The sequence below is a fragment of the Pseudomonas sp. stari2 genome, assembly GCF_040760005.1.
GTDB lineage: Bacteria > Pseudomonadota > Gammaproteobacteria > Pseudomonadales > Pseudomonadaceae > Aquipseudomonas.
The window spans coordinates 1,261,108-1,275,005 of the sequence record NZ_CP099760.1 but is presented as its reverse complement, the minus strand read 5'-3'; the positions used below and the strand labels follow the sequence as shown (position 1 = coordinate 1,275,005).

At 60.9% G+C, this 13,898-nt stretch carries 13 protein-coding genes and 1 pseudogene; 6 read left to right on the top strand and 8 right to left on the bottom strand.

Annotation, left to right across the window (positions count from 1 at the left end; translation table 11 throughout):
* Window positions 1–123: 123 nt before the first annotated feature.
* Window positions 124–531: an HPF/RaiA family ribosome-associated protein gene (locus NH234_RS05660; RefSeq protein WP_085711730.1), complete on the bottom strand. Its 408-nt coding sequence runs from the start codon at window positions 529–531 to the stop codon at window positions 124–126.
* 200 nt (window positions 532–731) lie between these two features.
* Window positions 732–1,679, bottom strand: coding sequence for a LysR substrate-binding domain-containing protein (locus tag NH234_RS05655; protein ID WP_085729670.1), 948 nt, complete (start codon window positions 1,677–1,679; stop codon window positions 732–734).
* Window positions 1,680–1,814: 135 nt separating this feature from the next.
* Between NH234_RS05655 and NH234_RS05650 the strand changes: the two genes are divergently transcribed.
* The 3 genes from NH234_RS05650 (at window position 1,815) to NH234_RS05640 (ending at window position 5,073) form a co-directional block, all read left to right on the top strand.
* A complete protein-coding gene (locus tag NH234_RS05650; RefSeq protein WP_367255916.1) occupies window positions 1,815–3,191 on the top strand; it encodes an L-serine ammonia-lyase in 1,377 nt (458 codons plus the stop codon).
* A gap of 63 nt (window positions 3,192–3,254) precedes the next feature.
* Window positions 3,255–4,556 carry an HAAAP family serine/threonine permease gene (locus tag NH234_RS05645; RefSeq protein WP_367255914.1) on the top strand — a complete coding sequence of 434 codons (1,302 nt, stop codon included), beginning with the start codon at window positions 3,255–3,257 and terminating at the stop codon, window positions 4,554–4,556.
* 199 nt (window positions 4,557–4,755) lie between these two features.
* Window positions 4,756–5,073 carry a DUF3509 domain-containing protein gene (locus NH234_RS05640; RefSeq protein ID WP_085729667.1) on the top strand — a complete coding sequence of 106 codons (318 nt, stop codon included), beginning with the start codon at window positions 4,756–4,758 and terminating at the stop codon, window positions 5,071–5,073.
* Here the strand turns inward: NH234_RS05640 and NH234_RS05635 are convergent.
* A complete protein-coding gene (locus NH234_RS05635) occupies window positions 5,070–5,570 on the bottom strand; it encodes a phosphate-starvation-inducible PsiE family protein (RefSeq protein ID WP_003221775.1) in 501 nt (166 codons plus the stop codon). The two genes, NH234_RS05640 and NH234_RS05635, sit on opposite strands and share 4 nt — an antisense overlap.
* Window positions 5,571–5,863: 293 nt before the next feature.
* Here NH234_RS05635 and NH234_RS05630 point away from each other — a divergent pair.
* Window positions 5,864–6,103: pseudogene (locus tag NH234_RS05630) on the top strand (YebG family protein); the annotation flags it as partial.
* Between the two features lie 171 nt (window positions 6,104–6,274).
* Here NH234_RS05630 and NH234_RS05625 read toward each other — a convergent pair.
* The gene (locus NH234_RS05625) at window positions 6,275–7,294 is read right to left on the bottom strand and encodes a Glu/Leu/Phe/Val dehydrogenase dimerization domain-containing protein (RefSeq protein WP_085711736.1); all 1,020 of its coding nucleotides are present in this window, start codon (window positions 7,292–7,294) and stop codon (window positions 6,275–6,277) included.
* Window positions 7,295–7,479: 185 nt separating this feature from the next.
* On the opposite strand from NH234_RS05625, the gene NH234_RS05620 reads away from it, so the two are divergent.
* Window positions 7,480–8,283 carry a transglutaminase family protein gene (locus NH234_RS05620; RefSeq protein ID WP_085729665.1) on the top strand — a complete coding sequence of 268 codons (804 nt, stop codon included), beginning with the start codon at window positions 7,480–7,482 and terminating at the stop codon, window positions 8,281–8,283.
* On the opposite strand, the gene NH234_RS05615 is transcribed toward NH234_RS05620, so the two are convergent.
* From NH234_RS05615 to hmgA, 4 genes are all read right to left on the bottom strand, one after another.
* Entirely contained in the window at window positions 8,207–9,604 is a 1,398-nt protein-coding gene (locus NH234_RS05615) for an MFS transporter (protein ID WP_367255911.1), read from the bottom strand. The two genes, NH234_RS05620 and NH234_RS05615, sit on opposite strands and share 77 nt — an antisense overlap.
* 81 nt (window positions 9,605–9,685) lie before the next feature.
* Complete coding sequence (gene maiA, locus NH234_RS05610) at window positions 9,686–10,324, bottom strand: maleylacetoacetate isomerase (protein WP_367255909.1); 639 nt, start codon at window positions 10,322–10,324, stop codon at window positions 9,686–9,688.
* A gap of 12 nt (window positions 10,325–10,336) precedes the next feature.
* Entirely contained in the window at window positions 10,337–11,641 is a 1,305-nt protein-coding gene (gene fahA, locus NH234_RS05605; protein ID WP_085729662.1) for a fumarylacetoacetase, read from the bottom strand.
* Between the two features lie 3 nt (window positions 11,642–11,644).
* The gene (gene hmgA / locus NH234_RS05600; RefSeq protein ID WP_367255907.1) at window positions 11,645–12,940 is read right to left on the bottom strand and encodes a homogentisate 1,2-dioxygenase; all 1,296 of its coding nucleotides are present in this window, start codon (window positions 12,938–12,940) and stop codon (window positions 11,645–11,647) included.
* A gap of 163 nt (window positions 12,941–13,103) precedes the next feature.
* On the opposite strand from hmgA, the gene NH234_RS05595 reads away from it, so the two are divergent.
* Window positions 13,104–13,898: an IclR family transcriptional regulator gene (locus NH234_RS05595; protein WP_085729660.1), complete on the top strand. Its 795-nt coding sequence runs from the start codon at window positions 13,104–13,106 to the stop codon at window positions 13,896–13,898.

Here is a 13,898-nt window from a genome sequence, read left to right as displayed (position 1 = left end):
GCACCCGGCCCTCTCCCGAAGGGAAAGGGGTTTCATATACGAGCCGATCACCCCCCCCAATAAAACGAAACGGGCCTGCAATCGCAGGCCCGTTCTCATTGGGTGACTTATAAAATCAGCGCATCAACTGTTGATCGCTGCCTGTTCGTTTTCCAGAAACTCTTCCTCCAGCAACCGGTCATTCGCCTTTCTTTCGAACGGCACCACAGCGGCTCGCGGTTTTCCGCGCAGTTTGCCAAACAGGTGCTCCAGCGCGTGCTCCAGTTTTTCGGCTGCACCATCGATCGCCTGTTCCAGCGAATCGGCTTTGTGGGTGACGGAAATCGGTTGATGGCCTTTTGGCCGCGCCTCCAGTTGGCAGCGCAAATCATGGGGACCCGGTTTGTCACCGTTCTCGTCGCTCAGATGGACTTCGACACGGGTCAGGTCTTCCTCATAACGGTCGAGCGTGCTCTCAATTGTGGTTCGTACCCACTCCTCCAGTCGTTTGCTGCTTTGAATATGGTTGTCGCTGTTGACTTGGATTTGCATAGTTCATCCCTTATTTCAGCTAGCTCGCAAGAGGCCTTGAACAGGATTTCGTGACCTCTTGATTACAACAATCGGCCCGTGTGACGAACATTTCAACCCCTGAAAAAAGATAAATATTCATACGCAAAAAAAGCCGGACAACCGAGTGAAGCGCTGGTAAGGTCGGGAGTTGCATCGCCCCGTCGCTCTGAAAAATCTGCTCACAATTGGCCATCACTTAACGGGTGCAGGCTGCGGAAAATCCCCGCTTCTTCCACCAGCCAGTCATGCACCGCGCGCACGCCCGGATGGCTCAGCGCACCCGGCGCATAGAGCAATACATAGCGCTTGTGATTGGGCACCGAAATTCCGAACGGCACGATCAAAGTCCCCCGCTCCAACTCATCGTTAAGCAGTGTGCGCCGAGCAATCGCCACCCCCATCCCGGCAATCGCCGCTTCGATGGTCAAATGGTTGCGATTGAACGTGTGCCCGCGCCGTACGTCGGCACCATCGAAACCGATGGCGTTGAGATAAAACTCCCACTCCGCGTATTCATAACTGCCCCGCCAGGCCGTGATGTCGTGCAGCAACGGGAAATGCACAAGATCCGCCGGCCCGTGCAACGGCGGCCGTCCGCGCAACAGGCTCGGCGCACACACCGGGAAAATCTGCTCGTCGAGCAGGGCTGTGGATAACAGGCCCGGATAGCTGCCGTCGTTAAGATCGATGGCCAGGTCGAAATCCCCTTCATGCAACGGCACGCTGCTGTCTTCGGCCACCAGCCGCAGCTGGATGTCCGGGTAACGCTGTTGCAGGCGCGGCAGACGCGGGGTCAGCCATTTGCTGAGGAATGAGGGAATCGAGCGTACCCTCAGAATCCCGCTGATCATCCCCGCATCCAGACGACGTAACTCAGCATCGATGCTGCCGTAAGCCTCGTTGACCGTGATCGCCAGTCGCTGCCCTTCCGCGCTCAACTCCACGCCCCGGGCACGACGGTGAAACAGGCGAAAACCCAGACGCTCTTCCAGCTGTCGGATTTGCTGACTCACCGCCCCCGGGGTGATGTGCAATTCTTCGGCACACCGGGTGAATGACAGGTGCCGCGCGGCACAGGAAAACACCTGCAGCCAGACGTAAGTCTGGGCATGCAATTGACGACTCATTGTTTAGTCCTGCTAAAGGCTTACTTAGGAAGTTTCGTTAGTCACGTTGAAGCGAGGTAGGCAGTATCGCCGACATTGCGCTTGTCCTACAAAAAATGGCGGCGATTCCTACTCCATTGCTTGTAAGGCTTTAGCATGGCTATCAGTGTTTTCGATCTATTCAAAGTCGGCATCGGTCCGTCCAGTTCCCACACCGTCGGCCCGATGCGCGCCGCCGCGACCTTCGCCCAGGCCCTGATCGATCAACATTTGCTGCTCGATGTGCAGCGGGTGGAAATCCGTTTGTACGGCTCGCTTTCCGCCACCGGCGTCGGCCATGCCACTGACCGCGCGACGGTCATGGGTCTGATGGGCGAATGGCCAGACAGCATCGATCCGTCGACCATCGAGCCACGCATCCAGCAACTGCGCGAAACGGGTCAACTGTCTCTGGTCGGTGAACGCTCGATTGCCTTCAACTGGCAGCACGATCTCCTGTTGCTGGACGAGAGCCTGCCCTACCACCCGAACGCCATGTCGCTGACAGCCTTCGGTGCATCCGGGCAACTGTTCGAGCAAACGTACTACTCGGTCGGCGGCGGTTTCATCATCGAAGCGGCCGAAGCCGAATCTGGCGTAGCGCCGACCGGCGACGTCGAGTTGCCTTACGAATTCTCCAGCGCTGTCGAACTGCTGGCGCTGTGCAAGCAGCACAACCTGCGGGTGTCCGAACTGATGATGGCCAACGAACGGGCCTGGCGCAGCGACGCCGAGATCCGTCAGGGCCTGCTGCATATCTGGTCGGTGATGCGCGAGTGCGTCGAGCAGGGCCTGCGTCACGAAGGCGTCCTGCCTGGCGGTCTGAATGTTCCGCGTCGTGCGGCGAAATTGCACCGCAGCCTGCTGGAAATCGGTAAGCCGAACGTCATCAGTTCGACCCTGTCGGCGATGGAGTGGGTCAACCTGTTCGCCCTCGCCGTCAACGAAGAAAACGCCGCCGGCGGGCGCATGGTCACCGCGCCGACCAACGGTGCCGCCGGGATCATTCCGGCCGTCCTGCACTACTACATGAAATTCAATCCGGACGCGTCCGACGATGACGTGGTTGCGTTCTTTCTGGGCGCGGCAGCGGTCGGCATCCTGTGCAAGAAAAACGCTTCGATCTCCGGCGCCGAAGTCGGCTGCCAGGGCGAAGTCGGCTCTGCCTGTGCGATGGCCGCTGCGGGGCTCGCCGATGTGCTCGGCGCCACCCCGGAACAACTGGAAAACGCCGCCGAAATCGGCCTGGAACACAACCTCGGCCTGACCTGCGACCCAGTCGGCGGGCTCGTGCAGGTGCCGTGCATCGAGCGCAACGCCATCGCTGCGGTGAAGGCGATCAACGCCACACAAATGGCCCTGCGCGGCGACGGCAAACACTTCATTTCCCTCGACCGGGTCATCCGCACCATGCGCGACACCGGCGCCGACATGCATGACAAATACAAAGAGACTTCACGGGGCGGCCTGGCCGTGAGCTGGGTGGAGTGCTGAGGAGCGCTCCCTGACTGCCCGTAACACGTGAGCCCGAGCAAGAATAATAACGAGGCAAAAACGATGACCGATGTACGTACACCTGCTGCCGAAAATCCTGCTGTAGACCGCACACGCAATGACGAAACCGCCCACAAGGGCTGGAGCAAATTCGACACCACCTGGATGCTCGGCCTGTACGGCACGGCCATCGGTGCCGGTACACTGTTCCTGCCGATCAACGCCGGTGTCGGCGGCTTCTGGCCGTTGCTGATCCTGGCGTTGCTGGCGTTCCCGATGACCTTCTTTGCGCACCGGGGCCTGACCCGCTTCGTGCTGTCGGGCCGCTCCGGTGACATCACCGAAGTGGTGGAAGAACACTTCGGCATTGGCGCCGGCAAACTGATCACGCTGCTGTATTTTTTCGCGATCTTCCCGATCCTGCTGGTGTACAGCGTGGCGCTGACCAACACCCTGACCAGCTTCCTCGAACACCAGTTGCACATCGCCCCGCCGCCGCGCGCGGTGCTGTCGCTGGCGCTGATCCTCAGCCTGATGGCCATCGTGCGTTGCGGTCAGAGCGTGATCGTCAAAGCCATGAGCGTGCTGGTGTATCCGTTCGTCGCCGCGTTGCTGCTGCTCGGCATCAGCCTGATTCCGAACTGGAACGGTGCATTCTTCGCCAGCACCCAGGAACCAATGCAAATGTCGGTGTTCATTAAAACCCTGTGGCTGGCGATCCCGGTGATGGTGTTCTCGTTCAACCATTCGCCGATCATTTCCGCGTTCGCCGTCGACCAGAAACAGCGCTATGGCGATCAGGCCGAGCGCAAGAGCAGCGGCATTCTCGCCATGGCTCACGGCATGATGGTCGTCACGGTGATGTTCTTCTGCTTCAGTTGCGTGCTGGCGCTGTCGCCGGCGGATCTGGCAGCGGCCAAGGCGCAGAACATTTCGATCCTGTCGTACCTGGCCAACCACTTCCAGACCCCGGTCATCGCTTACGCCGCGCCGCTGATTGCGCTGGTGGCGATCACCAAATCCTTCCTCGGCCACTACATCGGCGCCAGCGAAGGCTTCCAGGGCATGATCGTCAAAAGCCTGCGGGGTCGTGGCCGGGTGGTGTCGGCGAGCTGGCTGAACCGTGCGACCGCGCTGTTCATGATCCTCAGTTGCTGGGCCGTGGCGACTTTCAACCCGAGCATCCTCGGCATGATCGAAACCCTCGGCGGGCCGGTGATTGCCTGCCTGTTGTTCCTGATGCCGATGTACGCGATCCGCCGCGTGCCATCCTTGCGCCAGTATTCGGGCCAGGTATCCAACGTGTTCGTGGTGCTGATCGGCCTGATTGCACTGTCGGCGATCATCTATTCGGTTCTGCCCTGAAACGGGCCGCAAACAAAGAAGGCGAGCCATGGGCTCGCCTTCTTTTTGGCCGGTTTCATTGTTCGACAATATTCCCGGCATGTCCCTTGCTACATCGCTGAAGTACACAGGACCACGGAAGGGCCGACGGTCAGGTTTGGCGAACCAACCCGATCAAGGCCGGTCAACAACTGCACGTTCAATCAGGCGGTGACGCATCATGGACAATCCTTTTCAGATCATTACCGATGCTTTTGCGCCGGACTATCAGATCAACCTGAGCATTCAGGGCCTCGACGGCAGCATCATGCTGACCCTCTCCAACAGCGGCCGGATCGTCGCCAAACGGATGATCAGCGCCGAACAGCGCAACGATCCCAAGCGCTTGAAACGGCTGGTACAAAGCATTCAGTTCGGCATCGCCATCGAACAAGGCCACAGCGCCATGGCGATCCTGGAGGCCATGACCCGCGGCGACGGGCTCACCCCGCCACCGCGCCAGATCAAGGGGCAGCACCGGCCGTCAATCGGTCTTTAGAGCTCGCCTTTCTCGATCTCAGGGTGTTCACCGGAGCCCGCACCGAGCTTGCGTTGCGGCTTCTCGATTTTCACCGAAGGGAATTGCGACGAGGCGTAACGTACCACCAGGATCGAAAACGCCAGCAACAGAATCCCGCCGCACAGGTAGATGATGCCCATGTCTGGCGGGTTGTGGTGCGAGACGTTGGAGATCAGCAACCGCGTCAGTGCGGTGATCGCCACATAGATCAGGAAGCGCACCGGCATGTGATTGGTCTTGAAATAAATCCCGACCATCGCCCCCAGTTCCAGATAGATGAACAGCAACAGAATGTCATCGATCTTGATGTGCCCTTCCTCGAGCATCCCGAGAAATTCCATCACCGCCGCCCAGGCAGTCACCGCACCAATGGCGAACAGCGCCAGGTAGTGGAAAGTCTCGACGAACAGGTTGCCCAGGGACTCGGCCAGTTGATGCACGTTTTGCCGCAGTTTCTCGGCCCAGTTGATTTTCACGATGAAGGTTCCTTAGCCCGGTTCGAGCGGATGTTGCGCATTGGACGTGACGGTTATTGCACACGTACTCATATGCATGCAGAAAAGAGGCCACGCCATCATGGCGAGGCGCCGCGAAACCCGCGCCGTGGCGTTTGGTCGCACCTGTACATAACCGTCGGGCTGAAAAAATCCGAATCCGGTCTACATTAAAAAGCCACTACCCAAAGCGCAGGGATTCGCTTATTCTTTTCGCTGTATATAGATACAGTAGTCGCAAAGACAACTTAATGTGAAGGCATGTGAGGTGGTGAATGGCCGTCGAAGTGGTATACCGCAGCAGCCGAGATCTGGAGCGCTTGTTCATGGATAAAGCCGAAGCTGACCGTCATGACAAAATGCTCGAACTGGCCGAACTGTTGGCCGAAGTGCTGGAAAAAGCCGTTCCTTCGTTGAGCGAGCAGCAAGTGGAAGAAGTCGGGATCTTCATGGCGAAGAACCGCGATGTGTTCGCCCGGGCGTTCAAGAGCCAGCCTGATGCCCTGTCGGAGCTGATCAACGCACCTGCTGCGCCGGTTGTGGCGACCGAGACGGCAGACGCGGCCGAACCGGTAGAAACGCCAGCCAAACCTGCCAAGGCGGCGAAAACTGCGAAGTAATCGACACCTGAATTGAATAGCCCCTGAGTTGCAAGACTCAGGGGCTTTTTCATGCCAAGACAAACCTCAGCGGTACAACACTTTCTCCGCCAGTTCATCCGCCACCCGCGCCGGCGAACGTTTTTCTGCCTGGGCGTGGGCAAACACTTCGGTCAGTCGCGAACTGATTTTCGACAGATGCGCGGTGATGGTCGTCAGTTCTTCGCCACGGTGCTTGAGGGATACGTAGATCAAGCCACCGGCATTGATCACGTAATCCGGCGCATACAGGATGCCGCGCCGTTCCAGCTGATCGGCCACATCCAGATGCGTCAGTTGATTGTTGGCCGACCCCGCCACCGCCGAGCAGCGCAACTGGGTGACGGTGTGGCTGTTGAGCACACCGCCCAGGCCGCACGGCGCAAGGATGTCGCACGGTGTGCTGAGCAAGGCGTCGTTGGCAATCGGATGAGCGTTGAGCTGTTCCATCGCCAGTTGCACCTTGCCGTGGTCGATATCGCTGACCAGCAGTTCGGCGCCAGCGGCATGCAGCTGTTCGGCCAGTGCGTAACCGACATTGCCCAGCCCCTGAATCGCCACGCGCAAACCTTCGAGGTTGTCGCTGCCCAACCGCGCCATGGCCGTGGCGCGAATCCCGGTGAACACGCCCATTGCCGCGTGCGGTGCCGGGTCGCCGGCCGAGGTGGTACTGGTGACGTGCTGGGTCTGCTGGGCGATGCAGTCCATGTCCGCCACCGAAGTGCCGCTGTCGATGGCGGTGATGTAGCGGCCGTCGAGTTGATCGATGCAACGACCGAATGCTTCGAACAGCGCGCCACGGTTTTCCACATGGGCCGGCCGCACGATCACGGCCACGCCGCCGCCCTGGGCCAGACCGGCCAGCGCGGCCTTGTAGCTCATACCCTGAGCCAGGCGTATGGCGTCCGCGACGGCGGACTCGTCATTCGGATAGGCAAGATAGCGACATCCGCCCAGGGCTGGCCCGAGGCGACTGTTATGGATGGCAATGACCGCCTTCAATCCGGAGACCGGATCAACGCTAAGGTGCAGCGATTCCAGGCGAGTGCTTTGCATGAGAGCGAACATCGGCAGGCTCCCGAATCACTTCTGGTAGTCGCCAGTATAGGCTTGCGCCCAAAAATTGCTGAAGCGCACGGGAATAAGGCCCGACAGCGACCAATGTGTTGCGGCATAACCCGATGGCAGAGCGGCCCCGACACTGGACGAATGGCAAAGACGGGGCTAAAACGAGGCATGCCCCGGAGATTTAGATGAGTCCGCGCCAACGTTTCTTCGATTGTCTGCACCGTTCACCGCCCGCGCTGTTCGAAGCCGCGTTGTGGATGGCCGCCGAACACGACAAACAAGCCGATCCCGAAGCGCTGTTGCAGGAATTCAAGGAACTGCAGCAGCGAGTCAGTTATGGCTTGCCGTTGCTTCCGGTCAGCGAGCTGGCGCAACCGTTGCTGCGGCGCATGACCGACCTCGGTTTTGCCCAGGATGATTTCGTACCGCTGCGTCCGCAGGCCGCGATGGTGCACAAAGTCATGCAGACCAAACGCGGCCAGCCGCTGGCGCTGGCACTGATCGCCCTGGAACTGGCCCGTGGTCTGGAGATCCCGCTGGTTGGCGTGAACTTCCCCGGGCATTTCCTGCTGAAGGTGCCCGGAGCCGATCACCTGCTCGATCCGTGCGGCGGACGGCGCCTGTATCCGAACGATTGCCGCGAACTGTTGCATCGCCAGTACGGCCATCAAATGAAACTCAACGCCGACCACCTGCTGACTGCCGAGCCGGTGCAGATGCTTCAGCGTCTGTCACGCAACCTGCGCCAGTTGCACCTGACCCACGACGATTTCATCGCGGCGCTGATTGATGCCGAGCGCGTACTCGAACTGGGTAACGCCAGCGCCGCCGATTACCTGGCCCGGGCCAGTCTGTACCAGCGCCTCGATTGCCCGAACGCCGAGCGTTTCGATCTGGAGCACGCGCTGTTGCTCAGTGACGACCCGATTCAGCGACTTCGCCTGACGGAGCGGCTGGGGCATCTGCCGCCGAACGCGGTTGTCCACTGAACGGCGCAGTAACTGGCGAACGCACCTGAATGATCAGCAACGCCGCGATCACCGCCGGAATCGCGCAGAAGAAGAAAATCTGCTCCACCGGAATATGCATCGCCAGCAACAGGCTGCCGAACAGCGGCCCGAGAATCGAGCCGAAACGCCCCACTCCCAACGCCCAACCGGTACCGGTGGCGCGCACGTGGGCCGGATAGAAATTGCTGGCGAAGGCATTCAGAGTCAGTTGGCCGCCGATGATGCAGAACCCCGCCGCGAAAACACAGGCCACCAGATAACGCGGGTTGTCGTGATTCAGGCCCAACAGAATGGTGCACAGCGCTGCACCGGCCAGCACACCGGACAGCAGACGCACTTTGCTTTTCAACCGATCAGCGAACCACGCCATGCAGATCGCCCCCAGCGTACCGGCGAACAGGAACATCGACGTCACCAGGTTCGCCTCATTGAGTTGCAAGCCACTTTCCAGCAGCAGCGACGGCAGCCAACTGATCATGAAATACAGCAGGATCAGGCTGACAAAAAAGGTTGCCCAGATCAGCAAGGTCGGACGCGCATAACCGTTGCGGAACAATTCCACCACGGTCAGCTTGCTGCCCTGCTCGCGTTCGTTCTGCTCGACCGATGCGGCGGGCGGTTGCCACTCCGGCAGCATGCGTGCGGTGACCTTGCGCAGGCGCGCATAGGGCGGCGCATCACGTAGAAGACGCGGCAAGGATTCCGGCAGCATCCACCAGAGAAACGGAAACAGCAGCAACGGCGTGACACCACCGGCGAGGAACACCGCTTGCCAGCCAAAACGGTCGATAAAACCGGCCGCGACAAAACCACCCGCCGCCCCGCCGAAAGAGAAACCGCACGCCGCCAGCGTCACCATCAGCGTGCGCAGGCGTGGCGGGGAATACTCCGACATCAACGCCATGGCGCTGGGCATCGCGCCGCCCATGCCGATGCCGCAAATGAAGCGCGCGATCATCAGAGTATTCAGGGAGTCGGCGAACACCATCAGCACGGTGAGGCTGGCGTAGATCAGTACGCAGGCGAGCAGAATCCGCCGCACACCGAAGCGGTCGGCCAGCGGCGTCACGGCGAGCGAGCCTAGCGTCAGGCCGAGCAGGTTGGCGCTGAACACCGGGCCGAACGCCGATTTCTCCAGGCCCCAGTCCTGCGCCAGCGCAGGCACCACGTAACCGAGCACCTGGGTGTCGTAGCCGTCGGTGACCAGCAGCAAGGCGAGAAGAATCAGGAGCAACCACTGAAAGCGGGACACAGGACGGGCGTCGAGTGCCGCCCGGAAGCTGGCAATCTGGTTGTGCATCGCAAGGTACCTGTTTTGTTTTTATGATTTTTTGCGGGTAACCGGAATGGCGCCCGAGCCTTGCACGGGCGCCATCAAATGCTACTTCGGCGTGTCCGGCTGGTTCGCCGGATGCGCCGCGATAAACGCCGGATGTTCAGCGGCCAACGCGGCCACCCGACGGATCCGTGGATACGCCTCCAGCGAAACACTGAACCGCTCGGCCGCGTACAACTGCGGAATCAGGTACACGTCAGCCACACAGGGCCACTCGCCAAAACAGAAACCGCTATCGCCGATCAATTGCTCCACCGTCGCCAGCCCCTGACTGATCCAGTGGCCGATCCACTCGTTGACCTGCGACTCGTCATGCCCCAACCCGCGCAGGCGATTGAGCACGCTGACGTTGTGCAGCGGATGCACGTCGCAGCCAATCACCGCCGCCACACCGCGCACCTGGGCACGGGCAACGAGGTCTTCGGGCAGCAACGGCACCTGTGGATAACGCTCTTCCAGGTACTCGATGATCGCCGGCGACTGGATCAGCAACTTGCCTTCGTCAGTGCGCAGCGCCGGTACCCGGCCCTGAGGATTGATCGCCAGATACGCCGGTTGCCGATGTTCGCCACCGGGCGCTGCGATCAGATTGACCGGCAACGCCTGATAGTCGAGGCCCTTGAGCGCCAGCGCGATCCGCACCCGGTACGACGAGGTGGAACGGTAATAGGTATAGAGTTCCATGACCCGCTCCTGTCAGCGTGCCGCCAGCACGGTGCCACGGCATTCGCCGAAACCGATCGAGGCAAAACCTTCGCGGGCGCAGCGAGCGCGCAGGATGATTTCGTCGCCATCTTCGAGGAATTTGCGCACTTCGCCGGACGCCAGCTCGATCGGCTTTTTACCGCCCTCGGTAATTTCCAGCAGGCTGCCGAACTGGCCGCTTTCAGGGCCAGACAAAGTGCCCGAACCGAACAGGTCACCTGCCTGCAACTGGCAACCGTTGACGCTGTGGTGCGCGACCATTTGTGCAACGGTCCAGTACATGTAGCGGGTGTTGCTCAGGGTCAGGCGATGGGCCGGCAGGTTTTGCTCGCGCATTTTCTCGGTGAGCAGCAGCACTTCCAGTTCGATGTCGAAGCCACCGCCATCCTGATCGCGCTTGTCGAACAGGTACGGCAATGGCTGCGGATCACCTTCCGGGCGCGGCGGTTGCGCGATGCGGAATGGCGCCAGCGCTTCGGCAGTCACCACCCATGGCGAGACGCTGGTGATGAAGCTCTTGGACAGGAACGGGCCGAGCGGCTGATATTCCCAAGCCTGGATATCACGGGCCGACCAGTCGTTGAGCAAGCAGAAACCGGCAATGTGTTCGGCTGCATCGCCAATGGCAATCGGCTCGCCCATCTCGTTGCCCTGCCCGATCCAGATGCCCAGCTCCAGCTCATAGTCCAGACGCGCGCACGGGCCGAAAGTCGGCTCAGTCGCACCGGCCGGCAAGGTCTGGCCTTTCGGACGGCGCACATCGGTGCCGGAAGCACGCACGGTGGAGGCACGACCGTGGTAACCGATCGGCACGTGTTTGTAGTTCGGCAGTAGCGGGTTGTCCGGGCGGAACAGTTTGCCGACGTTCTGCGCGTGCTCGATGCCGACGTAGAAGTCCGTGTAGTCACTGATACGCGCCGGCAGATGCAGTTGGCAATCGGCGGCCAATGGCAGCAGTTTTGCACCCTGGGCTTCGATGTTGCCGCGATGAGTGCTGCCTTCGCTGAACAGCTCCAGCAGGCGTTCACGCAACGCAACGCGGGCATCGCGGCCGAGTTCGAAGAAGGCGTTCAACTGACCGCCGTGCATGGCTTCGACCGCCCTACGCGCGGCGCCGTCGAACAGCCCCGCCTCCAGCGCCACTTGCAGATCAAAGATATGTTCGCCAATCGCCACGCCCGCGCGCGGCGCCGAGCCGTTGAGGCTGAACACACCCAGCGGAAGGTTCTGCAACGGGAAATCGGTGTGGCCGTTGGCCGAAGCGACCCAACTGCGGGTGATGGAATTCTGAGTCATGGGTTATCTCCGGGTCGGGTCGAACGTGGCGGGCAGCGTGGCCCAGCAGGCGTCGTAAGTGGATTGCAGTTGCGGGCAGTCGAGGGCGAAGCGGCTTGGGCGCAGCACCTGGCTGGTCTCGAACATGAACGCCATGGTGTTGTCGATCTTCGCCGGCTTCAGGTCCGCGTTGATGGCTTTGGTGCAGGTCTCGCCGTCCGGGCCGTGGGCGCTCATGCAGCTGTGCAGAGATGCGCCGCCGGGCACAAAACCTTCGGCCTTGGCGTCGTACTCGCCCTGGATCAGGCCCATGAATTCGTTCATCAGGTTGCGGTGGAACCACGGCGGACGGAAGGTGTTCTCGGCCACCATCCAGCGCGGCGGGAAGATCACGAACTCGAGGTTGGCCAGGCCGTGGACGCTGGTCGGCGAGGTCAGCACGGTGAAGATCGACGGGTCCGGGTGATCGAAACTGACGGTGCCGATGGTGTTGAAGCGGCGCAGGTCATATTTGTACGGCACGTTGTTGCCGTGCCAGGCGACCACGTTCAGCGGCGAATGATTGAGTTCGGTGCCCCACAGCTGGCCAAGGAATTTCTGCACCAGCGTGGTCGGTTGTTGCAGGTTTTCGTAGGCGGCGACCGGGGTCAGAAAGTCTCGCGGATTGGCCAGACCATTGCTGCCGATCGGCCCCAGGTCCGGCAGGCGCAGCGGCGCGCCATGGTTCTCGGCGACGTAGCCGCGCGCTTGCGGATCGAGCAGTTCGACGCGGAATTTCAAACCCCGTGGCAGCACGGCGATTTCCAGCGGCGCCACTTCCAGCACACCCAGTTCGGTGACGATGCGCAGGCGACCCAGTTGCGGCACCAGCAGCAGCTCGCCGTCGGCGTTGAAGAAAACGCGTTCCATCGAACGGTTGGCGCAATAGTGATAGATGCTGATGCCGGCCGGTTTTTCGGCAGCGGAGTTGGCCGCCATGCTCACCAGACCATCGATGAAATCGGTGGGTTCGGCCGGGATGTCCAGCGGGTTCCAGCGCAGGCGATTGGGGGTCACTTCACCCAACGGACCGCCTGCCAGTTGCCGCTCCAGTTTGACGAAGGCCGGGTGATTGGCCGACGGCTGGATCCGGTACATCCAGGTACGCCGCGCTTCGCTGCGGGTCATGGTGAACGCGGTGCCGGAGAACAGTTCGGTGTAGAGACCGTACGGGGCTTTCTGCGGGGAGTTCTGGCCGACGGGCAGTGCGCCGGGCAACGCTTCGGAGCTGAATTCGTTGCCGAAACCGGACTGGTAAGCCAGGGCTGAATCGAGGTTCATGGAGCCTCCTGAACAGGGAGTCGGCATGGCCGGACGCTCTGGATCGGAGGTCTTGGCACGCCGGGGTTATTTTTATCGTAATTCAATTACGCATAACGTAATTTGCTCGCTATCCAGCGTCAAGCTATAAAGACGCCCATTCGTTCCGGGACACGGCAGCACCATGGAAAAAACCAGCGACAGCAACGGCAAACAGAAAGTCCGCTCCGCCGAGGTCGGCACCGACATCCTCAAGGCCCTGGCCGAGTTGTCGCCGTCCACTTCGCTGTCGCGTCTGGCCGAACATGTGCAGATGCCGGCAAGCAAGGTTCATCGTTATCTGCAGGCATTGATCGCCAGCGGCTTCGCCGAGCAGAACACCGCCACCAACCATTACGGCCTCGGCCGTGAAGCGCTGCGCGTTGGCCTGGCGGCACTCAACAGTATGGACGTGCTGAAAGTCGCCGCCCTGCCCCTGGCCGAACTGCGCGACGAGCTCAACGAAACCTGTTTCCTGGCGGTGTGGGGCAATCAGGGCGCGACCGTTGTACACATCGAGCCGGCGGTGCGCGCGGTGACCGTAGTGACACAACTTGGCTCGGTATTACCGCTGCTCAGTTCATCCACCGGTCTGGTCTTCGGCGCGTACCTGCCGCACCGGGAAACCGACGAATTGCGCGAACAGGAAATCGCTGTTGGCGCTCACCCATTGGCCGACGAAAAAGCCTATGCAGTGCTGTGCGAACAGATCCGCGAACGCGGTCTGCATCATGTACACGGCTTGCTGATGCCCGGCGTCGATGCCCTGTCGGCGCCGGTGTTCAACGCCCTCGGGCAGATCGAGGCGGTGTTGACCATCGTCGGCCCGACTTCGTTGTTCCACGCCGACGAAAACGGCCCGGCGGCGCAACGGTTGCTGGCGGTGACGCGGGCCGTGAGTTGGCGGATGGGGTATCAACCCGAGAACAAGTCGGACTGA